The sequence below is a fragment of the Legionella genomosp. 1 genome, assembly GCF_900640215.1.
GTDB lineage: Bacteria > Pseudomonadota > Gammaproteobacteria > Legionellales > Legionellaceae > Legionella_C > Legionella_C quinlivanii_A.
In genome coordinates this window covers 213,521-239,934 of record NZ_CAAAJH010000005.1, presented here as the reverse complement: position 1 = coordinate 239,934, position 26,414 = coordinate 213,521, and the positions used below count along the sequence as shown (strand labels likewise).

The window sequence follows — 26,414 nt, the reverse complement described above, 5'->3', positions numbered from 1 at the left end:
TCGCGGGGATGGCAGCCTCAATATACAATGGAGCTTAACTAATGGCAGCGACCCAGAAATTATGTCATTACTCACAGGCACGCCGTCATCTCGAACGCAGTGAGAGATCTTCCAAATCCTGGTTTGTGCCCACATCCGCAGATCTCTCACTGCGTTCGAGATGACGTGATACAGTTAGATGAACACTCTCTTATTTTGGTCATTCACGCGCGCCAACGCCTTCGCGGGGATGGCAGCCTCAATATAAAATGGAGCTTAACTAATGGCAGCGACCCTGAAATTATGTCATTACTCACAGGCACGCCGTCATCTCGAACGCAGTGAGAGATCTCCCAAATCCTGGTTTGTGCCCGCATCCGCAGATCTCTCACTGCGTTCGAGATGACGTGATACAGTTAGATGAACACTCTCTTATTTTGGTCATTCACGCGCGCCAACGCCTTCGCGGGGATGGCAGCCTCAATATAAAATGGAGCTTAACTAATGGCAGCGACCCTGAAATTATGTCATTACTCACAGGCACGCCGTCATCTCGAACGCAGTGAGAGATCTCCCAAATCCTGGTTTGTGCCCGCATTCGGAGATCTCTCACTGCGTTCGAGATGACGTGACACAGTTTGATGAACACTCTCTTATTTTGATCATTCAAGCGCGCCAACCCCTTCCCGGGGATGGCAGCCTAATATACAAGCGGCCCTTGGTCATTATCTGATCTTTACATGCCTAGCTTGGTTTTGTGCAGATCAGACTCATGCTCTTCAGCATCATCAAACTCTTCCAGCGGCGGGGGCATTTCCTCGGGCTTAACATAGGCACCGCTATAAAATAGGGCAGATGCAGACTGGGTCAACGTGAACTGACTTTTCTCATTTGCAGGCTTCCCGATCAAATGCTCAGAAAATTGCACAATTAGCTCATTCAACTCTGCCTTGCTGAGTGCTTGCATACGATTTGGATCCAAACTATGACGTTCGAGGGTACGTAGTACATCTTCAATAAGAAAGCTTGCAATCAGCGGAGTCTTGAGTTCCTGGGCTGGAAGCGTCAGCAGAAATTTTAAACAGTGGATTGCCCAGGATACCGCTTGAGATGGATTAGCATAATATCCCAGCAATGCATAACCCGCCACCTGACGCAAAGCCAGGGGATGCCCAAGTTCAGCGGCTGTCTGTAAATACTGTCCATCGCCTTTACCCAAAAAAGGGTAGCCTTTTTGCAGATCGGCAAGCATATAGTATGTATCCGCGGTTCTGGCTTTTTCACCAAGTCTGGTAAGGAGTGTCGCCAGTTTGTTACGCATTTCATCCGCTGGCTCCTGCTTGCAGAGTGCATCGAGGCGCCTGACCAGATTAGAAAAAAATAGGACATTATTCTCAGGAAGCTCGTCGATTGCCTTCTCCATCAGCCCCTCCTCTTCAGCAGGGAGAGGCTTTACAGGGACAGGCCTAAATAAACTTGAAATCATTCTTCACTCAGGATTTAAAAAATTGCATACATTTTATCCTTGGTGATCATATTTTTTCAATACTATCAGATCAATTTACAGAAGATAATCATTGAACCAGCTATTAGCCAAATGCGATACTTCTTCAAGCTTGCCTGATTCCTCGAATAAATGATTCGCACCGGCAATAATTTGCAGCTCAGCATGGGAATTCATTTTCATTTTGGCATCCTGGTTAAACTTAATCACCGTACTATCATAACCGCCCACGATTAAAAGAGTGGGCGCTTTTAAATCCTCTAAATAAGCTAAAGCCAAATCAGGCCGTCCTCCTCTGGAAACAATGGCTTTGACCTGATCGGGATCGCGAACAGCCGCCTCGATCGCAGCACCCGCACCAGTGCTGGCACCGAAATAACCGATACCAGAAGGCATGGGATCCAAAGTCTGCTGACACCAGTGTTTGGCATCAATCAAACGCGAAGCAAGCAGGGAAATATTGAAGCGGATTTCACGGGTAAAACTATCGATTGCTTCTTCTTTTGGCGTCAGGAGATCAAAAAGCAACGTCGCATGCCCCATATTGTTCAGAGCGCGCGCAACAAAATGGTTGCGACTGCTTAAGCGACTGCTTCCGCTCCCGTGGGCAAAGAGCACAATACTTTTTGCCGATTCCGGTATGAATAAAAGGCCATCCAGACAGGCATTGCCACTGGGGATACGAATAGTATGCATTTTGTTTCTGAGAAAATTATTCATGCGCTTTCACAATGCCAGGCCCATATGTTTAATAGTAGACAAGCACAATCGATTACGGTGAAAATTTATTCAATTAGTAATGATACAGGCACAATTATTTGTATTTGCAAAGGATGGTCAGAAAGTATAAAATGCAGCCAAGTTGAATTGATAGAAGCAGAATATGTTATCTTCTTTTTTTCCTCCTCAAACAACAAGATCGCGTAAAGTTTATATCCCTGTGCCACTACACAATCTCTCTGAAAGCCAATCGAATGAGTCCATTGGACTTAAAACAGACTATGTAAGTTATTCAAAAGAAGAACTGGCAGCCGTATTAAGCCTGGAAGACCTTGCCGGTGTATTATCACGATATTTCTCATTGGCCAGGCGTCAGGTGGGTCTGGACCCGAGTGAAGCAGATAAGATTGTCAATCAGAATGCTATCACGATGTACTACATGATAATCGAGGCCACCTTGGATGAACGCTTTTTGTCTAAGGAAAAAGAATCAGTCTGTTTTGGCAAAGAGGGCTTCCATTTCATTGCCAAAGATACCCCATTTTCAAAAATTAACATCATATCCCTGACACCAATGGTCAGATACGGTACACGAACACCGCGTAATACTCATGACAGAACAAAACCGGAATCACTCTGGCCGAAGGAGGTTAACGGAGAGCTCATTACCCTATACAATCCGGTCTACTCTCCCTCGAAAAAAATAGCAGAGCCTCCTCGCCCTGTAATTATACCCAAAGTCTCAACTCGGGTGCGGCCAGCATCTACTCGAACCCCTGCTCCCCAGGAAGTGAGAAAGCAACTCAGCCTGGATATTATTAATCTATCTTCTAAAACCTCTGAAGCATTCGCAGAGCTTGCTAAGCGTGTTGAGCAGCAGTTTAAACTGGATGGTGCATCAGCTGAAGCGCAGTCAGAACTCATCAGTATGTTTGATCAACTGGCCACTAAAGCACAAAGCGCAGAAGAACATTTCAGACTTGCCCATTTGCAGGCACAATATAAATATTTGGGCGATAAGGCTGGCTTGCAGGTTCAAAAGGCGGCACAAGAGGGATACCCATTGGCTCTATGCCAGGTGGCTCATTATGCTCTGCAAGGACTTTATTCTGACAAGAAGAAATCAGTCACCTGGGCAATAAACTGCCTTCAGTTCCTGACCAGCCTCCCGGCCAGTCATCACGCTGATGCTGACAAACTTCCAGGTTTCCTCCAAAATTTGCGATGCGTATTGGAAGCGCATTCCCTTGATAAAGATAACCTTCCCAAAAGCGGTTCTTCCTTGAGTGCCTTGATTAGCAAATGCAAGCAGGGGAATAGTTGTTTCTTCTTAAAGGATCCTGCATCCTTTTTGTTTTATAATCATTCGTTTGCCGCCAGTGATCTGGACATTCCTCCTTGCCTGGAAGACAGTGAAGAGGATATTGGTTTTAGATGCAGTTAAAAGAATACTTATCCTGCCATCAAGTTAAGCTCAATTGTATATTGAACTGTCATCCCCGCGAAAGGCGGGGATCCATCTCTGAGCTAGCTATAATGCCAACTGAGAAATAGATTCCCGCCTTTCGCGGGAATGACAAAATTCCTTCGCTTAATGGCAGTGAGAGTTAGAGAGAGGGGGTTAAAAAGACTCGTTCTTAGGATCGGTCAAGACCATACCATTGATTTAATTGTTTAATCAACTCCTCTACCCCTTCTTTCTTAAGGCTGGAAAAAGTCTGGGCCGTGATCAGGTCAGGCATTAAATCATATTGTTTTTTTACTCTCAGCAAGGTGTTTCTGGCTTCGCTTTTACTGATTTTATCCGATTTGGTCAGCAAGATATGCACCGGGAGTTCCCGATCCAGCGACCAGTTAATCATCATCTGATCGAGTTCTTTCAGGGGATGCCGGCAATCCATTAACAATATCAAGCCTTTCAGGCATTGACGAACCTCGAGATAATGCGCCAGATTTTTCTGCCAGTCCTGTTTAGTCTTTAAGTCCACTTTGGCAAAACCATAGCCCGGCAAATCGACTAAGCGACGCTCTTCATCCAGACTGAACAAATTAATCAGCTGGGTTCGTCCCGGGGTTTTACTGGTTCTCGCCAGTTGTCTGATGCCGGTTAAACAATTGAGGGCACTGGATTTGCCTGCATTGGAGCGGCCAGCGAACGCTACCTCGTAACCTTCATCGTCGGGCAACTGATTGACTTTTGCGGCGCTTTTCAAAAAAACGGCCTGCTGATAGGGATTCTTTATCATCTTGTGAATTTCATTTTGGGATTTTTGCCGAGGCAGTGTAACATTATCCTATGCGATAGGGAATTTAAGTTCATTGCTCGATAAATTGATACAGTGAACTTTTAAAAATCAGAATACTAGTCTTTGGTGCGATATGAAAAAAATAATCCTTGCTGCGATGCTGTTGGCTTTCTCCACTGGTTTTGCAGCTCCGGAATCCGAAGCTGTGCAGAATCGGCCAGAAAAAATCAGTTTATGCTCTGCCTGTCATGGGGAAAATGGCAGCAGCAACAATCCGCTATGGCCGAATCTTGGCGGACAACATGTCGATTATTTATTGAAGCAGCTGCAGGATTACAAGGCTGGCAAAACCCGCGCCGATGCCAGCATGACCGGCATCGCCGCTACTTTGACCCCACAGGACATGGAGCTTCTATCCGCTTATTATGCGAAACAACCGGTAGCGCATGGCAAAGTGCCTAAACGCTTTGTAAAACGCGGAGAAGAACTTTATCGAGGCGGAGATTTCGATAAGCACATCACCGCCTGCATCGCTTGCCATGGTCCACGCGGAACAGGTAATGGGCAAGCCGGCTTTCCTCTTTTATCAGGACAGCATGCTGCCTATACCATTGCGCAACTGCAAGCCTTTAAAAATAAAAAACGCAGCAATGATATTAACCACATCATGCAGGATATCAGTAAGCGTATGAGCGATGAGGATATGGAGGCGGTGGCTTATTACATTCAAGGGCTGCACTAAGAACCTGATTTATTTGCAATTGGTGCATTGGCCTATTTCAGAGTACAATAGCAGCCATTGCTTCTTAATTTGATTAAATGCGAGAACTTATTATGTTAAAAGCGCTTTTATTATCAATTCTGTTATTCCCGATCATGGGCTTTGCAGAAGATTTTACCGCTGGAAAAGACTTTGAAGTACTTGAATCCGCCTCCCCGAAAAGCAGCAACCAGGTCAAAGTTACTGAATTTTTTAGCTACGGCTGCCCCTGGTGCTATCGCCTCGAACCTAATCTTGAAAAATGGGTGGCACAGCAAGGTAACACGATCAAATTTAACCGGGTTCCCGTAGTCTTCAAACCCGATTGGGGATTTTATGCCAAAGCCTACTACGCAAGCCATCTGCTGGGTTTAGGCGACAAGCTCAATCCGGTTTTATTCAAGACAATTCAAATTGATAAAACCCCCTTAAATTCTAACGAAGCAATGATAAACTTCTTTATTTCTCAAGGCGTCGATAAGGATATTGCCGAAAGCGCATTCACGCATTCAACCACAATCGATATGAAAGTAGGCGAAAGCAATGGCTTAATGGCTAAATACCGGGTTAACGCGGTACCGGCATTGATCGTGAATGGCCAATATAAAATCGATCTGCAAATGGCAAAAAGCGAAGAACGTTTGTTCAAAATCCTGGATTATCTGGTTGCCCAAACCAAGGCTGGAAAAACAGCCTGAGTTCAATGTGTAGCAGCCTGAGTATTAATCCCAGGCTGCTGTTTAAAAGGAAAAGCAGTGACTCCCTTGCAGTTCGCCGTCATTGGCAACCCCATCACCCATAGCCTCTCACCGAATATTCACCAATCATTCGCAGCACAATTCGGAATAAATCTGGAATATCATCGGCTACTGGGCGATGAGCAACATTTCGCACAGCAGATCTCTGATTTTTTCATGCAAAATGGGACTGGCCTGAATATCACCCTGCCATTTAAAGAGCTTGCTTTTCAACTGGCTGAAATAAGCACCGAGCGCTGCAAAAAAGCACGATCGGCCAATACATTATGGGAAAAAGAAAACAAGCTGCATGCCGATAATACCGATGGCGTCGGTTTAATCAATGATTTAAAACGTCATCTTGTTTTAGACAAACTGAACGTTCTGATTCTGGGAGCTGGCGGGGCAGCACGCGGCATTATTTATCCCTTGCTTGAGCAAGGAGTAAAGCAGCTGGCAGTCTATAACCGCAGTTCCGAGCGGCTTAAAACAATAGCCAGTGACTTTCCGGATATTAATCCTGTTCAATGGGGGGCTTTGCAGACTTCGTTTGATCTCGTTATCAACGCCACTTCAAGCAGTACATTGCAAAAAGCAATACCCCTTCCCGATACTTTATGGTCAGCAAAGCCCTTTTGCTATGATTTGTCATACCAAAAACAAGCGGATACTTCCTTTGTTTCCCTGGCTAAGTCCAAAGACTGTCGGGCAATCGATGGTTTAGGTATGCTCGTTGAGCAAGCCGCGGAAGCCTTTTCCATTTGGCATGGAGTCAGGCCTGATACGCAACCGGTACTGCAGATACTGCGCGGCGTCTAAGAAAATTCAATGACCGGAGTGCTCAATCCTCAAAAAACTCCAGCACAATTTCTCTTGAAGCAAAGGTATCCTCATAGCCCATTTTCCACAGTTCGCGAGTAAAGGGGCTTTCAAATAACAAAAAGCTTAGCAAGTCTCCTGAATGGCTTTTAGCCCCTAACATATTTAACATTAAGCGCAGTAAAGAAGGCATTGTATTATATTGAGCCTGTGCAATGGCACCAATATCAGTGCTCGGTCGCAAATGGAGGGTTTGCACCCCCCGCCAAGGTGCATTCCTTTTTTTCCACAGAGACAGCAGTTTGGAAATCTCATTCATTCGATTAACCATCTCTATATCACGGTCCAGGTTATCCAAAAACAGCCCATTCAGCATACTACCCAGAATCCTGGCGAAACCAATTTCGCCATTGTGTAATTTTTCATGATGGAAAACAGGCAATTGGCGAGTTCCCAATATCAATATTTTCTCTGCCTTGAAACGAATCGCACCGCGTAAGGGCGAAACCAGCCCCATACTGCCATCGCCATAATGGTAATTATCGATACGAGTGGTTGGAAAAAACAGAGGCAACGCGCTCGAGGCCAAAATATGCTCCATCTCAAGCGTTGCGGGTTCACTGATATGGCGCGGATAATGCCAGTCTTCAAATCCATCCGCATGAGTCTGGTAAAAGGAAATCGTTTGCTGGGCATCGTAACAATAAGTAATTACCTCCATCGTACCCAAATGATTATTAAGGATGTTTTCTTTGAGAGTCGTAAAATTAATATTACTGCTGATAAACTCCCGCAAAGGGCTGGTATCCAACAGATGACCAGATTGTCTTTGTTTGATTACCAGGTTACTGACATTGCGAAAAACGGATTTGCTCAGCGCATAATTACTGGCATTAAAAATCTGCTGACAATAAATGTTACTCCACAGTTCTTCCAGCTTCTCGGCTGCTTCGAGAAAGTTTTGCGCATTCTCTGCCAGCACTGCTGCATTGATGCTGCCAACGCTAACGCCGCTCACTATCGCGAAAGGCAATTCTCTTACATTAAGGATTTCTGCAATCGCTTTAATCACTCCGGCCTGATAAGCGCCACGCGCTCCACCACCGGCCAGATAAAGGGCTACTTTTGCCATGTTCTTATTATTTATTGGTATCCTGCTAGGAATATAGAGGAGAGCATGCAATCATGGCAAGTAAGAACTTGAAATTTCTATCCTCAAATTAATTAGCATCATTTTTTGTTAATGATTACTTGCTATATTAAAGACAATAACGGGTAATTAATTATGAAAGAGAAAGAAACCGAAATTCAGGCATCGACCAATCCCTGGCAGCAGAAACTGAACAAACTGCAGCAGATTAGAGAACCGCTTAGCATAACCCCGGTACCGCCCAAGAAAAAGGCTCTGGTATTGGAAGCCCTTAAGCGAATTCCTTTATTTTCCGGATTTCTTCATAGTGTGGACGGCGCTGGAAATGCGTTTAGCAAACTGGCGATGGTTTCAGGTAATATTTCAGGCCCTGTGCAGAGTGCCAGCCGAGGATTTCAGATTGGTAATGCGGTTTTATCCGGAATCGATTTTATAAGAATCCCGCTGATTTATCTGGCAGCCTATATGCTAGGTGAAAAACCTCCGATAAGCCTCTCCAAAAATGCCCGCCTCCTTTATTCGGCCGCTCTGCTTGGCTTGGCTATCACCGCACTGGCGATACCACCTATTGCTCCAATCATCGCAATGACAGCAGCAGTGATGGCGCTAGGTCTTAGTTTGGTAACCTTGGGAAAGCATCTTCATTCAATCTATGCAGCAAAAAAAGAGATAGCATCAATTAATACAGCCATTGAACTCGAAGAACAAAATCTTAAGAATCTTCAGGAGCAGGCTGAACTATTTGAGCGCAAACTCACTGCAGCTATCGATTCTGGAGATGAGGAGACCGCTAAGCAGTTATCCCGGCATATTGATAAGCTGGACCAGGATTATGAAGCAGTTAAAAAATCGCTGCAGGCCCTGCACGATCGCCGATTTTCACGAGAAGAGAAACTCAAACGGCTCGGAGGAATGGGGATTGTCGATAAGGTCGTCGGAATAGGCTTATCCTCTCTGGTTATCGCAGGAATGGTACTAAGTCTGTTTTTTCCACCGGCAGGTCTTGGCATTGTTGCCGGAAGCGCGCTGGCGGGCGGCCTTTATGTGTTAGGGCGAGTAGGCATTCCACTGCTTAAACAGGGGTGGCAAAAGTTAACCGGTAAAGATAAGGCAGCCGAAGCCAAGGCAGAAACACCAGATGATGACGATACAGAAAATGAAAAACAAGAACTCCTGCAGGATAGTAAACAGGATCAGCTTGAGTCTGCATCACAATTAACACAGACACCTGATTTGCCTGATAAAGAATCGCCACTCATCTTAAGCTCCACCTTACAAACCGAGTTGAGTCTTGAAGCCCCCAACTCGCCTGCTGTGTTAAAGCGCAAACTGGAGCACCTTCATTGGGTTGGAGAGATAGAGCAGGAGTTGGACAATGCAATCGAGCACTCCAATCAAAGGGATATATTAAAAATCTTTAATCAGATCGCAGTTCACCTCAATGAAAGCCCTGAAAAAATGAATAAAGACCAGGTTAACGACTTACTTGAGGATTTTGAGTGTATGGATTCTGCCCTTAATTTGCTCAAGCAGGCAAAGCAGTCCGTAATCGAAAACAAGCTGGATATAACTTCCCATGAAATCAAGGATTTCATGGGATTTGCTCCTTTAAAAACCGCTCTTGAAGATCGCAACTTCGACTTCCAGCCACTTTCCGAGGCGCTTGAGCGGCAAAGCTCAGGAGGCAGCGAGGGAGATCAGGATACCGAGCAGGAAGGAATCAAGGAAGAAGCGAAAAACGGCTATCATTAAACGGCAGGAACCGCCTTTGTTTCTGACTTTGCGTGGCGTATTGCAAACTCAGATAAACTCGTATAGCTTAGATAGATGTGCGTTCAAATAGCGTTATGAAATACCGAACCCACTCACATAATTAATCTAGGCAAAGGACTGATCAACATGCTGAAACTGTTTCGGAAGCAACCCCGGGCTTTTCATATGATTTTCATGCTGGAGATTTGGGAGCGTTTTGGTTATTACACTGTACAGGGAATTTTAACACTTTATTTTATCCGCTTTTTAGGTTTTAACGAGACTGATTCTTATTATACTTTTGGTGCATTTTCTGCACTGGTTTATGGAATGGTCGCTTTTGGCGGCTTCCTTGGGGATAAGGTGCTTGGCACGAAGCGCACTATTATTCTCGGCCTGATTATTCTTTCCCTGGGTTATTTGTCATTAGCGCTTGCCGATAGCGAGACTGTTTTTCTGGCATTGGGTCTGGTTTGTGTTGGAAATGGTCTTTTCAAAGCCAATCCTTCCAGCCTGCTTGCGAAATGCTACACGGAAAATGATCCGCGCCTTCATGGAGCCTTCACACTTTATTACATGGCAATTAATTTAGGCTCAACGGTTGCCTTATTTATCGGACCTGTATTTGCCAATCGCTACGGATATTCCTATGCTTACTTCGCAAGCTTCATCGGCCTGATATTGGGATTGGCTAATTATTTCTTCCAGAGAAAACATGTGGCGCACATCAACACGCCAGCGGAGCTTAAACGTATTCCGCTCTGGCAGTGGCTCACTATAGGGGCCAGCATTGCAGCTGCCACCTTAGCCTCCGCCTATCTCTTGCAGCATGTCAATATTGCCAAAGATTTGGTGTGGCTCGTTACTGCCCTTGTCGTGGCAATCTATTTTATTTATATGCGCCGCGAACAAAAAGCCGGTTTTATGCGCATGCTGGTGGCATTTATTCTTATGCTGGAAGCTATAGTCTTTTTTACCCTTTATCAGCAAATGCCCACCTCTTTAAACTTGTTTGCCGTGAATAATGTCGTTCCCAGCCTCCTGGGCCTAAGTATCGACCCTCAGAGCTTCCAGGCATTGAATCCTATCTGGATTATTATAATGAGCCCGGTGCTGGCAATAGGTTATGGCAAATTGCATCACAAGGGCATATCGTTTTCCATACCCTATAAATTCGCCCTGGGTATGCTCTGCTGTGGGGTAAGTTTCGGTCTCTTGTATTTTGCCCGCTTCGCGCATGATGGTAATGGCATTGTGTCATCCTGGTGGCTGATTGCCAGTTACTTCTTCCAGAGTACGGGAGAGCTACTGGTTTCTGCTTTGGGCGTGGCAATGGTTGCCGAGCTTGTGCCTGCCGGAATCGCCGGCTTCGTGATGGGTATGTGGTTTCTTACTTCTTCGGTAGCAGGCTTTATCGGCGCATCAGTCGCCTCGCTGACCGCCTTGCCTGAACATGTTAAACCGGGAATAGCCTCCCTGGATATCTACACCAATGTGTTTGCGGGAATTGGCGTGGTCACCCTCTTTATTGGGGCGATTATGTGGCTTTTGGCAGGAAAGCTGAATCAGTTCATTCATCCTGGCTTGAGCAAACCACAATCAGCTGCTGGACCAGGAGCAAGCGATCAGCATTTAAATCTTTTGGAAACCCCTTAACCGGATTCTTTGGGGCAATAGTGCATTGCCCTAGTATTCTTTTGTCAGAGAATCAGGTAGCTTTAATATTTGCATTAATCATCAAGGACAAATCATGCAAAACTTTATTAAATTCTCGTTACTCAGTAGTGCAATTATTTTTAGTTCAGCCTGTAGTATGAATTCAACAGATTATCTGGAAAACAGCACACCTGTTCCAATGACAGCCGCACAGAAAACAACCGATGGAAAAATAATCGCCGGACTTATTGCATTAAATCAAAATGAAATTGCAGCAGGACAGCTCGCAGAAGCAAAAGCGGTTAATCCCTCAGTCAGGAATTTCGGACAAATGATGGTAAGAGAACATGGTGCTAACCTGTCAACCACTGAGACAGTTGCACAACGCACAGGAATTACTCCAATCAATGGCCCTGTCGCTCAGACTTTAAAATACAAGGGACGAGTCGAACTTGCCAAACTAAAACGCCTGAATGGTCCAGCTTTTGACAAAGCCTATATAGCTGCAATGGTGAAAGGCCATGCAGACGCTTTAAAGCTGATTGATAATAAATTAATGCAACAGGCTGTTAATCCGATGCTGCGCGCTCATTTGGAAAGAACACGCGCTCACGTCAGCCAGCACTTACAACAAGCTCAGACGATTCAGCAATCACTGCAGTAAGTTTTTGCCCTCTCTCAAGCAAGTGTCAATAAAGCGAGAGAGAGGGCTTGTAAATTAAATCTCTATCGATTTCCCGGTTCAAAATGAGTACAATACAGCCTTTTCCAATGGAAATGATTATCCATGCAAACCTTGCAAGCTACCTGGCAGAGACTGTCGACCTATAATCTGGCGCCGTTTTTTTTGATTGGCTTATTCTTTGTTGAACCCTTAAGTTCAACAGCAAAGAGCATCTTCCTGGGCCTGGCTGTTCTGTCAATTATTTTTACTCCCCATTATCGCGATAATCTGGCTGCCATATTTCGTAAACCCTGGAGCCTGCTTGCCCTATCCCTGTTTTTTCTGGCACTGGCGGCCAGTTCCTGGAGTCCTGCCAGCTCGGGAGAGAAATGGCTGGTTATCGAAAAATACAGTAAATTCGCCTACTTGCCTTTATTAACTCTGGGATTTGTGGAAGCGGACACCCGCCGAAAAGCGGTACATGCCTTTCTTGCAGGAATGCTTTTAACCTGCATTTTATCCATTTTACAATCCAGAAATATCATTCCGGGCGGTCAGGTGAATGCGGATGCGATTTTCCGTAACCATATCATGACTGGGATCATGATGTCCTTTGCGGCCTATTTATCCGCTTATTATTTTTTTCAAGGCAAGACAACCGCCCGCTATGCCTATGCTCTGATTTACCTGCTCTGCACTTACCAGGTCCTTTTTATAAGCACAGGCCGCACCGGCTATGTGATTTATTTTCTTTTGATGACGACTCTTGCCTGCCAGCTTTTTAGCAGAAAACAGGCCCTGATAGCGATTACTCTGATTCTGGCATTATTTGCTGTATGTTATAAATTAAGCCCGGCAATGAATTTCGGCATACACCAGGTGAAAGCAGAGCTTGATTATTACCACGCCTATAAAGATACGTCGGTAGGCTATCGCTTACAGTTTCATAACTTCGCCAAACAATTATTCAAACAACATCCATTATTTGGTAATGGAACCGCAAGCTTTACTTATGAATTTAAAATTCATAAGCCAGTGCCTTCCTGGGATCGGCGGTTACTGGAACCCCATAGCCAATACTGGCTGATTGCTGTTGAATTTGGTTTGGCAGGTATTCTGCTGTTTGCTGCCTTTTATCTGGGACTGCTCAGTGCCGCCAATCGTCTGAGAGAATATCGCTTCACCGCTTTTGCGTTATTGCTTGTTTTTGCGGTAGGCAATATCTCTGACTCCCTGCTTTTTTACTCAGGGTCAGGATACTTTTTTATCGCCTTTATGGCGCTTTGTCTGGGGGAGTCTTTGCAAAATGAGACTCGGAAAGAGATTACTCACTAAGCGAATTTTCCTATAAATCAGAGAGAGGGGTTTAAAATCAAACTGCCATTAAATTAAGCTCAGCTGTATATTAAACTGTCTTCCCCGCAAAGGCGGGGATCCATCTCTGAGCCAGCTATAATGCCAATTGAGGAATGGATTCCCGCCTTCGCGGGAAGGACATAATTCTTTAACTTCAACGGCAGTGAATTACATCATTAGCATAAATAAAGCCATTCCAATCATCATTAAGTTTTCAGTGAGCGAAATAAACCCCAAAGGAACCTTACTGTCACCCCCTACACAGGCGCATTTAAGTTCACGTTTGTCGATATATACCGCTTTAAATACTGAAACAGCCCCTACAGTTCCAATAAATAAAGCAATTGGAACAGAAAGCCAGTTTAACGCGCCTGCAATCATTAATATCCCTGCAAGGCCCTCTGCAAATGGATAGATATAACTGTAGGGAATCCAGCGTTTAGCCAATAGATCATAGTTTAAAAACATGGTGGAGAAGCTTTCGATATTCTGTAGTTTCAACAAAGCAAGGATTGACATGCTAAAAGCGATAAACCAGCCTAAGGCATGCGGCGTAAACGGATTAGTGAAGCTAGCGTAACTCATTGCCATTGCCATGAGTGCCGTTACTGTAAACAGTGCAATAACAGGGCGATAGCTTTTTTCTTTTGGATCTTTTAATTTCTTTCCAAAATATGCTCGCAAATCGTCATAACCACCTATTCGCTTACCATTAATGAACGTTTGAGGCGTGGTGCTTACATTATGTTCGCGCTTAAAGGCATCGACTTGCTCACGCGTTGTTAAATAATTGTCTTCAACCTCATAGCCTTGACGTTTTAACAAATCTTTCGCTTTAAGGCCGTAAGGACAGACATGATGTTCCATCACCATTCGATACAAAACCGCTTTTTTAATTGGAGTATTATTCATTTCTGCCCTTTTTGATTATGCTCGATAACTAGTAATATAGAGTACGCAATCATAATACCTAGTCAAGTCAGGTGCAGAAGAGCTATGTTCTATTGCGAATTAAGTGCCTTCAGGCACCAGGCGTTACTATCGGATCTTCCGGAAATTCTTTCTCTTTGAGATTTTCAAGAATTGCTTTCTTTTGCTGAAATAAGAGAGCTTGGGTAGTTTGTGATAAATCGACAGCAGCTTGCTGCGTTTTACTAAAGAAAAGAGTTCGTCCTGCAGCCCCTCCGCCAAAGGCGGCGGCACTGCCAAAAAACAATGCAGCGACTCCCATCGCAATTGCTGTTCCCAAGCCTGCGCCTTTGACAGCACCGACCACACTGCCAACACTGGCTCCAGCGAGCCCTCCAGCCACATGCCCTACCAGAGTACCCACCAGCGCCCCGGTCACTAAACCGACGGCCGCACCGATAAGAGCACCCAATAAAGCTCCCACCAATACACTGGCAGCGATGGCAAATTGCTGTTTTCCACTGGGTTTGATAGTTTCTTTCTCAAACTTCTTCACTGAGTCAATGAATTCATCAATAGCTGCGAGGCGTACTTCGGGGGCCAGGCGAGGATCGTTAACTTTGTCATACTGTACTCTGAAAGCCGACATTAACTTTGCGGTCTCTGCAACGATTTCACCAATTCGTTTTGATTCACTTTTAAGATTGTCTTTAAAATAAGCATTGCATAAACGACTATGAAGAACAGATTTAAATTCATCCAATCGGGTGCCAATGACTAGTAATTGTTCCTGGGTCTGGGCATTCTTCTGCGTCCAGATTTCACTGGGTAGCATCAGTTCATCAATCTGTTGCAGAGCGACAAACAGCTCTTCATTTTCCTGCCATATATTCTGGTAGAAAGCATATAAGATCTGATCACGCTTTAATGGCAGGCGACTGACATCTGCTTGCAGAATATTAAGCAGATTAACCTGATCGGAGCGCTGTAGCCGGCAAAAATGATTTAAAAACAGAGTTTTTGCATGCTCCTGTTTTGAAATCATATTCTCCAGAATAAATGTCTTTAGTGAATCACCTAATGCGGCAAGATTATTCCTGGCATCTCCTGGTACAGGAGCCCCAACCCGTTTGGCAAATGAAATCAGGATGTCGGGTTTATCTTTATAGACATCGATTGCTCTGTCGATTTCGGCTGTGATTTTATCATTCAACTTGTTTGTATCGATCGTGGAGAATCGAGCTAAAACATGGAAAAATTCATTGCCTTCCGTCAAGGCGACTGGCAGTTTTTTATGATAAGCCGGCGGCCCATGACGCGAAGGACGGTAACGGATTAAATCCAGGAGCTTGTTGACATGAATTTTTCCATCCAAATGGCGGTTAAGCAAACGAAAATCACCCAAAGCCCCGCCAAAGTCAATATGCGCGGCACGCGTATTATTTTTTGCAGGAATAATGAATAGCTTGCCCTGCGCCTCGACACAGTATTCAATAACTTTATCTGAAAGCGTTTCGAGATTAGGCATACCTTCAACCGGCTGTAGCTCCTGGGCTTCAGCATTATATTGATGGACCTGTTGCTTATAATAAATCTGAGAGCCAATTTTTACTGGTTCATAGTCTTTAGAGTTATCGGGAACCTTAGTCCAAAGTACAAAACCTTCATAGCGGCCATTCGTAATAATAGGAAGATAATTTTCGGGACCTGAACGTTTTATGGGAACAGCGCCAATATTTTCATAGTGCAAATCAGGATCGTCTGGAATAGCTCTTAGAGCCAGGCCTACTGTTAAATCACGATAACGACCCGATTGGATCATGACATCGATGGCTTCATCGTGCTGAAAATAGGAAGGACGCTGATTGGGTAAGGTCTCCCAATTGGGCACCTGAGCCCTTAGCGGCTTATCTGTGGGCAAATTATAGGCAAGATGAGCATCTAAAAATAAATCACGGTACCCGGTGAACACGTTGGAAGCGATGTACACGCCTTCATTCTGGGTCGGTACATAATCCACATTGGCAATAATGTCTGGATTTTCGCCGGTTTCCTCTGCAATAAAGCGCATTAGCTGACTGGCAAACACTTCACAGATATTCTTGTCTTCCTGCGGGTCTTTTTTTAGATACACTAAAACGTCTTGCTGCTCTTCTGAGTTAACCTGGTACAAGCCGCCATGCTTGCCGCCGTCATTTGCACCGCCGCTTTTTCCACTTAGAAAACGCCAGTTTTGCAATAGGTATGAAGAGCTCGAAGGCTCTTTGTCATAACCATCAAAAACAGGCAATATTGGGGGCATAATAAGGACAAAGCTTTGAAACATTATCCTAATTATAGAAAAAAAAACTTAAGAAATTATTAGCAACTGATAATAAATTAATTGTAACTCTCCAGGTTCGTCATCCTGAGCGTAGCGAAGGATCTCAAACTGCTTGGAACTGAGCCAGATTCAGGAGATCCTTCACTGCGTTCAGGATGACGTTGAGACGATCCACAACCTGGGGAGTTACAATTATTTAACGTCAAAAAATAAAGGATTGGCCTCTGGCCACGAATCCCAAAAACCCATCTTTTTTAGCATCCGGTAATTGACCGGGATTGTAATGATACAACCAGATTTTCTTTTTAAGTTCCAGAGGAATAGTAACCAGCTCCTTATAATGAGCATGCACCCCACTGGGAAAATTCTGTGTTTCACAATCATGAAAAATAACATCCGCTTCTTTATAGAAAAGCATCATTTGATCCGGCACATACTGGGTATCAGCAGTAAAGAAAATTTTTGTCGAATTGTATTCAAACATCAAACCAAAACAAGGCATTAGAGAATAATCATTAAATACGTGGATCATTTGTATTAATTTGAATGTGATTCCTTCCCAGACAAACGTTCCATATTTGTTAATCGAGTGAACATTGAAATAAGTTTGTAAACTGGCTCGCTGATTGGGTAAGGTGCTTAAGCCCCCTGCCAGAGACTTTGACCACAGATCGCCCACAACACTGTCAGAAACAAACAGGTTGGGCTTGCCCTGATATCGAGCATCGAAAAAAGTACTTAAAGCAAACCACTCCAGTCCACCAATATGATCACTATGCAAATGACTGATATAAACGCTGCGGATATCATGGTAATCGATCTTTAAATCATACAGGGCAAATCTGACATCAGAACCCGCGTCAATTAGAAGACTTTCCCCATTTAATTGAAGCAATACGTTGGATTGAAAATTATCACTTCCCACAGTAAATGCAGAGCCTGTTCCCAGAAAAGTCATCTTTAGTGACATATTTGCCCCTACCTGTTAGTCCAACTGTTACTTTATGGAGGGAAGTCAGCTCCATTTGCAGCGAAGGCGCTTGTCGATTGCCCCTTTTTCGCACTCCATTGATACACTTCATAATCATCAACCGTTTTCCCGTTGCTCACAAAACCGCTGGTGTCCTCGGAAGGTTTTATTGAGGTCTTTGAGATAGCAATGGTGCCTGGCTCAGCATGTTTTTGCATATGCCCTGCAATGTCAATAACCTGATCAGTTATCTCCTCCAGGGGCAAACGCTCATCATAATAAATCACCCCGGCGTGAATCCCGCAACGAACCGCGAAATCTCTGGAAATCTGCTTAACCTTTTCATTAAAGTGCTCTAATTGAATTATAGAAGCTTGCGCAGCATTCACTGCATTATCCACCGTGTTAAAACAAGCCATAACGCCATCCGGAGTCCAGGCAGATTTCACACAGCCATTTTCATCGAGATTTTTCTGCACCATTTTCTTAAATCGTAAAAAATCGAGTTGAATAAGAGAGCGATCTTCTTTCGTTTTCATGCCGGTAGAATTGACCACATCGATGGACAAAAATGCGAAATATCTCGACATTGCCTCCAGTTTCTTTTTAAGAGCCATGAATTCCTGATACAGTTTCCTGGAGACTCTCTTGTTTTTAGTACTATTAATCTGCTCGAGTTTTTCTTCCAATGCAAGATATAAACTACTATTTCGAGCAATTTTGTTCTGGCTTCGCCAGGCAAGCAAATCTTTTTTCTGCTTGAGATAATAAGAGTAGCGTTTAATGCGTTTGTGCAGGTATTTTATGTTGGATAATAAAATCAGAAATACGATGATTTTAATTAAACCGGTCAAGTCATGTTCCTTGTTAGGAGGAACTACCTTGGTAATCACTGAATCAATTGGTTTTGAAATCGGCTGCTCAATTTTTTCAAGCGCGGCAACATATTGATTGTTCGCCCACTCCGGCTTCCATTGTTTCAGATAGGGAATCAGAAATAACAGAATAGCGGCGAATAATGCCACTCGAACTAAAAGCAACACCAGCGATACTGTTCTCAGTAAGAAAACCAACATTCTGTTCCTCCTTTAAAACCTGCAAGAACTCTAAACCAGTAAATCATGCGTTCTGAAAATGACTTCTCCATTTTCAATCCATGCCTTGGTAATTGAGTATTCCGGAAGTTCTATCCAGGTTGTTCTATCATTGGTTAAGGGCTCTGAAGCGAATAAAATATTATTTCGCCTATTGAAACCATGCATTTTATATACCCCATCATACACACCGTACTGCTCACCAAAGGTGACCCATAAACTGTGATACTCAAGAAAGGCTTTTTGTACCTGCCTGGTGTTACGGCCAAAATCATAAACAAAACGGGTTACAATCAGATATTTTCCATTAGTCACAAACAGATTAACTGGTGACGCCAGCTCAATTTTGCAAAGCTGTCGCACTTCACGAAGAATTCTTAATGTCTCAATCAGGGATTCCCAAGCCTCATCGAGCGAAACATCCGCCGTGTAATCTTTAAGTTGAGAGAGAAATAAGGCATAGATCCATTCACTATCAGTAGTTCCTCTGATCTGCGAAAATACATCCGGTCTGATTCGTTGGGTGAGAACCTGCTTCATTATTGATATATGTTCCAAAGTACCATTATGAGCCAGAGCAAGTTGAGTATTGTCCAACTTGAACGGGTGAACATTCTGCTCGGATACGGTCTCATCAGTGCTGTATGCAACGCCTCTTACATGCCCGAGAAAGCAAGTGGCCGATATCTTTTTTGATAATCGATGCAGGTTTTTATCAAAAAAAGGCAATTGCGTGGTTTTATAATAAAAAGGCTCACTATCATTATACGAGTTTGAAGACCAGGCACAAAAGCCCAAGCCTGCCAAATTCTGAATATGATGCATTAACTGAGGGGCATAGCTTTGATGCGCCAGTGAATTATCCGGCCCATAAAGCAAATCATAAATCGGGGTTTCCTGTTGTCCCAGGTAAATGAGTACCCTGCACATAATGCCCTCACTTCAACAAATGATGATATTCGGTATCGATTCGGATAAATTGTCTATTGACTATATAAACCGAACGGGCGATACCCCGATGAATATACTGGCTTATTTTATAAAAAATTTCGGGATGCGTTTTTTGCAAGTTAAGATAGTCGGCATCATCGAGTTCCAGAACAATACTTTTTTCACAGATAACGTAATTGGCGTGCTTTCTGAATTCAGCAAGAAAGAAATTTTCCATGAATATCTCGCCAACTCCAAATACCGCAAGTGATTTCTGCAATTTGTCCTCTTCTTTGAAGAAAAGCATCACAGCTCCCGAATAAATCAAGGCCAGACGGCGATTGTCTGAATCGTCAGTGATAAAGCGATAACCTCGATCATAACTGCGAATGGCCATCTGTTTTATCAGAAATCCAAACTGCTCTTTGTTCATATCCTGAAAAAAATTCATGTGCCGAACATGCTCTAAATCCAAATCCTTTAAAGTCAGCTCTTCACTACTGGCCTTTGGATCTGCTAATCGTCTGGCATGGGCACTGGCCCAGTATTCTTCTGGCAGCTGACGGAACAATTCACGCATATGATAAAAATTGGCGACAATCTTCTCAGCGGTCTGGTAAGCAATCGCTTTTTCAATTTTATACGCAATTTGCGGAGCCGCTACTCTCAGCATTAAAAGTACATCCTGGGATAAAATAAAGCAGAAGGTATCTACCTCGGCAATAATATTGGCCGTAAATGGGGCGTGAGCCAGAAAGGACACCTCACCAAAACATTGACCTGGCTGCAAAGTGGTGGCTTCTTTAGTGTAATCCCCTGGTAAAGCAATCCATACAGATACCAGTCCATCTCCAATCAGATACAAATCCCCCCCCATGCGTCCCTGACGCAGGATGGTTTTACCCTGAGAAAACACTTGCTCCTTGATGTAATCAGCAAGAAACACCAGTTCTTCTCGAGTAAGCTGCTCGAAAAACACCATCCTGGTTAATGTTTCAAAATTATTTTTATTCATGATCGTGAAATAGGGGGCCTTATGAGCAAGTATAGACCAGCCCAGATAACCTGTTTAAAATCAATACGATTTTGGCAGAGAGCTTACCGTGGTAAATACTTCTTTGTTTCATGCAATTCGCTTGTCGGTGTAAGATGTTGCCAGCACTGCTAAAAAGAGGTTTATAGTGAAGCGATTTCTGAACTCTTATCTGTTTTCTTTAATATTAATTCTGGCATTTATTCTGGGGGGCATTTTTGCTTATTTTTTTAAGCAAGAAGTGAAGTATCTTAAACCTGTAGGGGATATTTTTCTTAATTTATTATTTACCGCCATTGTTCCGCTGGTTTTTTTCAGCATCACATCGGCAATATCTCGCCTGGGATCCCTGACACGCCTGAAAAAAATAATGAGTTATATGGCTTTAGTTTTTTTATGTACCAGCTTTATAGCAGCCCTGTATGCCTTAGCGGTTGTGAAGCTGTTTCCTCTGGAAGGCTTATCAAACTTACTGATGAATAACCCAGCCCAAATGGAGTCAATTAAATTGGGGCAGCAGGTGGTGAGCATTTTTACTGTTCCTGAGTTTTTTCAATTGCTTTCCCATCAACACCTGCTTTCTCTTATCCTCTTTTCCTTGTTAGTGGGCATTGCCTGCGTTGAGGCTAAAGAAAAATATGAGCCCTTTATCACGCTACTACAGATTGGCGAGGCGCTGTTCATGCGGATTTTTTCATTCATCATGTATTTGGCACCGCTGGGTTTCTTTGCCTATTCTGCCACCCTGGTAAGTGAGCTTGGTCATGAGATTATCGAAACTTATTTTCATATTGCCGTCACTTACTACCTTGCCGCCTTGATCTATTTCACTCTCTTTTATAGCTTTTATGCCTTTCTGGCGGGGGGAAAGACAGGCGTTTCAACCTATTGGAGACATATTTTTCTACCCGCAATCACCAGCCTCGCTACCTGCAGCAGCGCTGCCAGTATTCCTGCCAATCTGGCGGCCACTCGTCAAATGGGGATCCCTACTGATATTTCAGAAACTACGATCCCTCTGGGTTCTCTCGTTCATAAGGACGGCTCCGTCATTGGCGGCATGTTTAAAATTGCCTTTCTGCTGACTATTTTTCAATTGAACTTTGACACGGGCAGCGTCCTGCTAACCGCGCTAGGCGTCTCTTTACTGGTAGGAACAGTGATGGGGGCCATCCCCAGCGGCGGCATGCTGGGGGAGCTGCTTATCCTGAATGTTTATGGCTTTCCTCCTTCGGTGCTCATTGCGATTGCGGCGATAAGTATCATCATTGATCCGCCAGCGACATTATTAAATGTTACAGGAAATACGGTCAGCAGCATGCTTATTGCGCGCTTGAGCAAAGAAGAAGAGAAAATCCCCACTCCCAAGTTGGGAGAGAGCCAGGGTGAGGGTTGATTTTAAACCCCTCTCTCTAACTCTCTCCCCTGAGGGGAGAGAGGATATTAAGGAAAGATATTAACCGAGCCTTTGGCGTACCGCTTCATATAATGAAACCGCCGCAGCCACAGAAACATTCAGACTTTCAACACTACCAAGCATTGGCAGCGAAAAAAGACCATCGCAATGCTCGCGGGTCAATCGGCGTAAACCACTGCCTTCAGCACCCATCACCAGCGCAACAGAAGAGGTTAACTCAAGTTGATAGATGCTCTCCTGAGCCTCGCCGGCGGCTCCATAGAGCCATACGCCTTCCTGTTTGATGATTTCCATAGCACGCACCAGATTGGTCACTTTGACTACAGGAATGGATTCAGCGGCGCCGCAGGCTACCTTACTGACCACAGGAGTAATCCCCGCGCTCTTGTCTTTAGGAATAATAACAAAATCCACACCAGCCGCATCAGCCGTACGCAAACAGGCCCCCAGATTATGAGGATCAGTAACGCTGTCGAGAATGAGGATTAATGGCGGCTTTTTGCAAGCCGCTACCATATTCGCCAAATCACTCTCAACATATTCAGGCAACCTGCCTGTAATCGCCAGCACACCCTGGTGCGCCAGGTCAGGATATTGTTGCTTCATCTTTTGCACAGAAAGGAATTCCATTGGAATTCCTGCCTCTTCGGCCAATTTGACCAGCTGCTGCATGCGCTGATCCTGACGTTCCTGGCTTAGCAGCAGTTTATGTACAGGGCGATGAGGTTTTTTTAGTAAAGCGGTCACCGCATGGAGACCATAAACCATTTGATCAGCCATTCTTCTTTTCCTCATCGACAGGTTCAAAGTCAATCTTTCGTTCATCCAGATCAACACGGGCAACCAGAACCGTCATTTTATCACCCAGGCGATAGGTCTGACTCGTCCGCTCGCCTACCAGCCGATGTTTTACTGCGTCAAAAGAATAATAATCATTACGAAGAGACGTTACATGCACCAGGCCTTCGACGTAGATTTCATCCAGTTCCACAAAAATTCCAAAACCGGTAACCGCAGAAATGGTTCCATGGAAAGTCTGACCCAGTTTGTCCTGCATATACTCACATTTTAACCAGGAAACCACTTCTCGGGTGGCTTCATCAGCTCTTCTTTCCGTCATCGAGCAATGCTTGCCTAATTTATTCATCTCATCATGGGAATAGCCGAATGAATCAGAATCCTTTTTATCCAGTAAATGCCCTATTGCGCGGTGGATCAACAAATCCGGATACCGGCGGATGGGAGAGGTGAAATGCGTATAGGCAGGATAAGCCAATCCAAAATGCCCTTCATTATCCTCACGATACTGGGCCTGTTTTAAGGAGCGCAGCATTACTGTTTCAATAAGGTGCCGTTCATGCTTGTCATGGATCATTGACAAGGTTTTCTGAAAATCTTTGGGGCTTGGCTTTTTTCCACCTTCCAAACGCAGACCAAGCTCTCCCAGAAATTGCCTCAAAGCAGTTATTTTGTCTTCTTCAGGCACCTCATGCACGCGATAGAGAGCAGGTATTTCTGCTTTTTCGAGAAAACGGGCAGTTGCCACGTTGGCTGCCAGCATGCACTCCTCAATTAATCGATGGGCATCATTGCGGACAACCGGTACTATTTTCTTTATTTTACGCTTCTCATCAAACTCAATTTTGGTTTCGGTGGTTTCAAAATCCATCGCACCACGTAATTTTCTTGCTTTAAGCAGAACTCTATACAGGTCATACAGATTTTCCAGCATTGGCCACAGCGGCTGGTGAGTCTCATCCGCATTTCCCTGCTCAAGCCAGTCACCCACCTGATTATAGGTGAGTCTTGCGTGAGAATGAAAAACTGCCCGATAAAAGCGGGAGCGAGTAATTTTTCCTTCAGAACTGATGGCCATCTCCGCCACCATGCACAGGCGATCCTGATGGGGATTTAATGAACAGATTCCATTCGATAAGGCTTCCGGGAGCATCGGCACCACTTTACCGGGAAAATAGACTGAATTACCCCGTCTGGATGCCTCCTGATCCAGTGCCGAACCTACTTTTACATAATGGCTCACGTCGGCAATAGCCACATAGAGCTGGAATCCGCCTTTGGGCTTCTTATAGCAATACACCGCATCATCAAAATCCCGGGCATCTTCACCGTCAATAGTGACAAAAGGCAGGTCCCTTAAATCGGTTCGTCCTTTTATCTGATCCTCGGTGACGCTTTGCGGAACACGAGTCATCTCTGACTGTACTTCCGAGGGCCATTCGGCAGGGATAGCGTGCGCATGGATAGCCACTTCTATTTCCATTCCCGGGGCCATATGATCCCCAAGAATATGAACTATTTTACCAATTGCCTGATTTCGTTTGGAAGGAAAAGCGATGATTTCAGCCAGAACCATCTGACCATTTTTGGCCTCAGCGGAAAAGCCCAGCGGAATAGCGATATCCTGAGTAAGACGCTTGCTATCGGGTATGACAAAACCCACGCCATGTTCGGTAAAAAATTTACCAACCACGCTTAGATTCCCATGTTCAATCACTTCATGGATTTGCCCCTCCGGACGACCACGCCGATCAAAACCGGATTGGAAGGCTAACACTATGTCGCCATGCATCACTGCACGCATTTCCGTGGCGGATAACACAAAATCATCGCTGCCATCATCGGGGATAAAAAACCCAAAACCATCCGGATGTCCCTGGACAGTTCCCCGCTGGAGATTAATGCGTTTCAGAAGGCAAAAACGATTGCGGCGGTCCTGCATTATCTGACCATCACGCAGCATCGCCTTTAAGCGATAGCCAAGAACTTCCTGTTCATTTTCATCCTCTACAGCCAGCCGGGTTAATAGCTGCTGACGCGTCATAGGGCGTCCGTATTCCTCCAGAACCTGCATGATAAACTCACGGCTGGGGATAGGAACCTCGTATTTTTCTTTCTCCCTTTTATAGTAGGGATCCTTTGATTTTTTGCTCACAATTCTCAATCTAATAATTATATTGTTCAGTCTACCATTTATTGAGACTGATCAGGTAATTTAAATCCTCGTCCCCCCAGGTTTGCTGACAGGGAAGCAAGGGGCATATTTTCTGCAGCCCAGAAGGTGCCGGCATTCTTTTCCGGAATTTTTACACCGGTCCAGGCACACACAGCGATCGTTCCCTCACAGGGAATCTGTTGCTCATGGCCCGGTCTGGATTCGATACAACTTAGCTCAAATTTCTTTTTATCGAGACTCAGCGCAGACCAATTACCAGCGGTCAAACGACTGCTCCACCCGGCACTCGCATCGGGCTCGGAAACCGGGTGAGTAATCCATAAATCAGATTCGGATAAATTATGGATCAAAATAACGACCGGCTGTTTTGTCTTTAACATCACGGTTTCACCCTGAACTGTTACAGGCTGGCAGGTAGTAGGAAAATTGTCTGCTCGACTTATTAAAGAGGGCAATAGAAGCAAAGCAGCTATAATTAATCTCATTAATAACCTCCTGATTTTGATAAACCTCGCGTTTCTGCGAAAGGCTGGCAATTGTCTACTGATAGTATCACAATTTTATAGACTGTACCTCTTGCTTTAGCTAGGCTATAGTGACTGTAATCACTATTTTTTATCCATTCTCGAGCTCGATTCAATAAGGTTATACAATGAAAAAATTGGCATTGGGGGTTTTACTCCTGTTTAGCAGCGTTTTGCACGCAGAAACCCTCACTGTCGGTACACTTCCCTACGCTCCTCCTTTTGAAATGGCCGCTGACAAATCCAATCATTTCTTTGGATTTGATATTGATATCATGGATGAGGTTTGTCGCCGCATTCAGGCTGATTGTCAGTTTATTCCCATGACTTTTGAACAATTAATGGTAAAAACCTATAGCGGAGAAATTAATCTGTCTATCGCAGCCATTACAATAACTGATGATCGCAAGGAAAGCTATCTGTTTAGTCTGCCTTATCTTCCCAGCAGCGGTCAGCTTCTGACCAGCACCAAATCGCCGATAAACGCCTTCAATGATCTGGCCGGAAAAAAAGTGGGCTCGGAAAAAGGCACAATTTTCAAAGAAATGCTGCTCGAAAAATTTAACAGCAACATTCAGATTATTGAATACTCGACGCAGCCCGAAATTTTTCAGGCATTGAGCAATAACGAGATTGACGCGCTTATTCTCGATGAAGGCTCCTCCAAATACTGGAGTGCTAATGGCGACTTCAAATTAATTGGTCCTGAAATGAAAATTGGTATCGGTTACGGTATTATGGCTAATAAAAGCGAACAGGCTCTTGTTGACCGTATCAATAAAGCCCTGCTGAGCATGGAAAATGATGGCACTTATGTCAAAATTTATTCCCAGTATTTTGACCAGACCCAGTAAGTTTCACAGCTGACAGAGATACATGCTACACTAGTGCCTTTTT

At 44.3% G+C, this 26,414-nt stretch carries 23 protein-coding genes; 10 read left to right on the top strand and 13 right to left on the bottom strand.

The genetic code is table 11. The features are described from left to right. Positions 1-715: 715 nt before the first annotated feature. Together E1O89_RS07440 and E1O89_RS07435 are read right to left on the bottom strand one after the other, a co-directional pair. The gene (locus tag E1O89_RS07440; RefSeq protein ID WP_133139615.1) at positions 716-1,402 is read right to left on the bottom strand and encodes a hypothetical protein; all 687 of its coding nucleotides are present in this window, start codon (positions 1,400-1,402) and stop codon (positions 716-718) included. A gap of 138 nt (positions 1,403-1,540) precedes the next feature. Continuing rightward, positions 1,541-2,203 carry a dienelactone hydrolase family protein gene (locus E1O89_RS07435; RefSeq protein ID WP_133139614.1) on the bottom strand — a complete coding sequence of 221 codons (663 nt, stop codon included), beginning with the start codon at positions 2,201-2,203 and terminating at the stop codon, positions 1,541-1,543. A 220-nt stretch (positions 2,204-2,423) separates the two neighbouring features. Between E1O89_RS07435 and E1O89_RS07430 the strand changes: the two genes are divergently transcribed. Next, positions 2,424-3,647 (top strand): hypothetical protein, encoded by a 1,224-nt coding sequence (locus E1O89_RS07430; RefSeq protein WP_133139613.1) that lies wholly within the window; start codon positions 2,424-2,426, stop codon positions 3,645-3,647. 193 nt (positions 3,648-3,840) lie between these two features. Here E1O89_RS07430 and yihA read toward each other — a convergent pair whose 3' ends face one another. After that, on the bottom strand, positions 3,841-4,449 hold the full coding sequence (gene yihA / locus E1O89_RS07425; RefSeq protein WP_133139612.1) for a ribosome biogenesis GTP-binding protein YihA/YsxC: 609 nt from the start codon (positions 4,447-4,449) through the stop codon (positions 3,841-3,843). Between the two features lie 133 nt (positions 4,450-4,582). On the opposite strand from yihA, the gene E1O89_RS07420 reads away from it, so the two are divergent. The 3 genes from E1O89_RS07420 (at position 4,583) to aroE (ending at position 6,765) form a co-directional block, all read left to right on the top strand. Further along, the gene (locus E1O89_RS07420) at positions 4,583-5,191 is read left to right on the top strand and encodes a c-type cytochrome (protein WP_133139611.1); all 609 of its coding nucleotides are present in this window, start codon (positions 4,583-4,585) and stop codon (positions 5,189-5,191) included. A 92-nt stretch (positions 5,192-5,283) separates the two neighbouring features. After that, entirely contained in the window at positions 5,284-5,907 is a 624-nt protein-coding gene (locus E1O89_RS07415; RefSeq protein ID WP_133139610.1) for a thiol:disulfide interchange protein DsbA/DsbL, read from the top strand. A 57-nt stretch (positions 5,908-5,964) separates the two neighbouring features. Beyond that, positions 5,965-6,765: a shikimate dehydrogenase gene (gene aroE / locus E1O89_RS07410; protein ID WP_262337453.1), complete on the top strand. Its 801-nt coding sequence runs from the start codon at positions 5,965-5,967 to the stop codon at positions 6,763-6,765. 22 nt (positions 6,766-6,787) lie between these two features. On the opposite strand, the gene E1O89_RS07405 is transcribed toward aroE, so the two are convergent. Continuing rightward, positions 6,788-7,897 carry a patatin-like phospholipase family protein gene (locus E1O89_RS07405; protein WP_133139609.1) on the bottom strand — a complete coding sequence of 370 codons (1,110 nt, stop codon included), beginning with the start codon at positions 7,895-7,897 and terminating at the stop codon, positions 6,788-6,790. A 153-nt stretch (positions 7,898-8,050) separates the two neighbouring features. On the opposite strand from E1O89_RS07405, the gene E1O89_RS07400 reads away from it, so the two are divergent. The 4 genes from E1O89_RS07400 to E1O89_RS07385 all read left to right on the top strand — a co-directional run bounded on the left by E1O89_RS07400 (position 8,051) and on the right by E1O89_RS07385 (position 13,322). Continuing rightward, a complete protein-coding gene (locus E1O89_RS07400) occupies positions 8,051-9,667 on the top strand; it encodes a hypothetical protein (RefSeq protein WP_133139608.1) in 1,617 nt (538 codons plus the stop codon). 147 nt (positions 9,668-9,814) lie between these two features. Next, positions 9,815-11,323 carry an oligopeptide:H+ symporter gene (locus E1O89_RS07395; RefSeq protein WP_133139607.1) on the top strand — a complete coding sequence of 503 codons (1,509 nt, stop codon included), beginning with the start codon at positions 9,815-9,817 and terminating at the stop codon, positions 11,321-11,323. A gap of 94 nt (positions 11,324-11,417) precedes the next feature. Beyond that, entirely contained in the window at positions 11,418-11,987 is a 570-nt protein-coding gene (locus E1O89_RS07390; RefSeq protein ID WP_133139606.1) for a DUF4142 domain-containing protein, read from the top strand. Between the two features lie 123 nt (positions 11,988-12,110). Next, positions 12,111-13,322: an O-antigen ligase family protein gene (locus E1O89_RS07385; RefSeq protein ID WP_133139605.1), complete on the top strand. Its 1,212-nt coding sequence runs from the start codon at positions 12,111-12,113 to the stop codon at positions 13,320-13,322. Between the two features lie 189 nt (positions 13,323-13,511). Here the strand turns inward: E1O89_RS07385 and E1O89_RS07380 are convergent, their stop codons facing one another. From E1O89_RS07380 to E1O89_RS07355, 6 genes are all read right to left on the bottom strand, one after another. Further along, complete coding sequence (locus E1O89_RS07380; protein WP_133139604.1) at positions 13,512-14,255, bottom strand: MauE/DoxX family redox-associated membrane protein; 744 nt, start codon at positions 14,253-14,255, stop codon at positions 13,512-13,514. Between the two features lie 109 nt (positions 14,256-14,364). After that, positions 14,365-16,578 carry a hypothetical protein gene (locus E1O89_RS07375; RefSeq protein ID WP_165483096.1) on the bottom strand — a complete coding sequence of 738 codons (2,214 nt, stop codon included), beginning with the start codon at positions 16,576-16,578 and terminating at the stop codon, positions 14,365-14,367. A 199-nt stretch (positions 16,579-16,777) separates the two neighbouring features. Continuing rightward, the gene (locus tag E1O89_RS07370; protein ID WP_133139602.1) at positions 16,778-17,545 is read right to left on the bottom strand and encodes an MBL fold metallo-hydrolase; all 768 of its coding nucleotides are present in this window, start codon (positions 17,543-17,545) and stop codon (positions 16,778-16,780) included. A 32-nt stretch (positions 17,546-17,577) separates the two neighbouring features. After that, on the bottom strand, positions 17,578-18,621 hold the full coding sequence (locus E1O89_RS07365; protein WP_133139601.1) for an adenylate/guanylate cyclase domain-containing protein: 1,044 nt from the start codon (positions 18,619-18,621) through the stop codon (positions 17,578-17,580). A gap of 30 nt (positions 18,622-18,651) precedes the next feature. After that, positions 18,652-19,569: a class II glutamine amidotransferase gene (locus tag E1O89_RS07360; RefSeq protein WP_133139600.1), complete on the bottom strand. Its 918-nt coding sequence runs from the start codon at positions 19,567-19,569 to the stop codon at positions 18,652-18,654. A 7-nt stretch (positions 19,570-19,576) separates the two neighbouring features. Beyond that, on the bottom strand, positions 19,577-20,584 hold the full coding sequence (locus E1O89_RS07355) for a cyclic nucleotide-binding domain-containing protein (protein WP_133139599.1): 1,008 nt from the start codon (positions 20,582-20,584) through the stop codon (positions 19,577-19,579). A 163-nt stretch (positions 20,585-20,747) separates the two neighbouring features. On the opposite strand from E1O89_RS07355, the gene E1O89_RS07350 reads away from it, so the two are divergent. Then, a complete protein-coding gene (locus E1O89_RS07350; RefSeq protein WP_133139598.1) occupies positions 20,748-21,998 on the top strand; it encodes a dicarboxylate/amino acid:cation symporter in 1,251 nt (416 codons plus the stop codon). Between the two features lie 60 nt (positions 21,999-22,058). Here E1O89_RS07350 and rlmB read toward each other — a convergent pair whose 3' ends face one another. Genes rlmB through E1O89_RS07335 form a run of 3 tightly spaced genes read right to left on the bottom strand, consistent with a single transcriptional unit; the run spans position 22,059 to position 25,478 of the window. Then, complete coding sequence (gene rlmB / locus E1O89_RS07345; RefSeq protein ID WP_133139597.1) at positions 22,059-22,799, bottom strand: 23S rRNA (guanosine(2251)-2'-O)-methyltransferase RlmB; 741 nt, start codon at positions 22,797-22,799, stop codon at positions 22,059-22,061. Further along, positions 22,792-24,972: a ribonuclease R gene (rnr, locus tag E1O89_RS07340; protein ID WP_133139596.1), complete on the bottom strand. Its 2,181-nt coding sequence runs from the start codon at positions 24,970-24,972 to the stop codon at positions 22,792-22,794. The genes rlmB and rnr overlap by 8 nt, the downstream gene beginning before the upstream one ends. Before the next feature lie 38 nt (positions 24,973-25,010). Next, positions 25,011-25,478, bottom strand: coding sequence for a hypothetical protein (locus E1O89_RS07335; RefSeq protein WP_112218947.1), 468 nt, complete (start codon positions 25,476-25,478; stop codon positions 25,011-25,013). Between the two features lie 167 nt (positions 25,479-25,645). Here E1O89_RS07335 and E1O89_RS07330 point away from each other — a divergent pair, with 167 nt between their 5' ends. Beyond that, complete coding sequence (locus tag E1O89_RS07330; RefSeq protein WP_133139595.1) at positions 25,646-26,371, top strand: transporter substrate-binding domain-containing protein; 726 nt, start codon at positions 25,646-25,648, stop codon at positions 26,369-26,371. Positions 26,372-26,414: the final 43 nt, after the last annotated feature.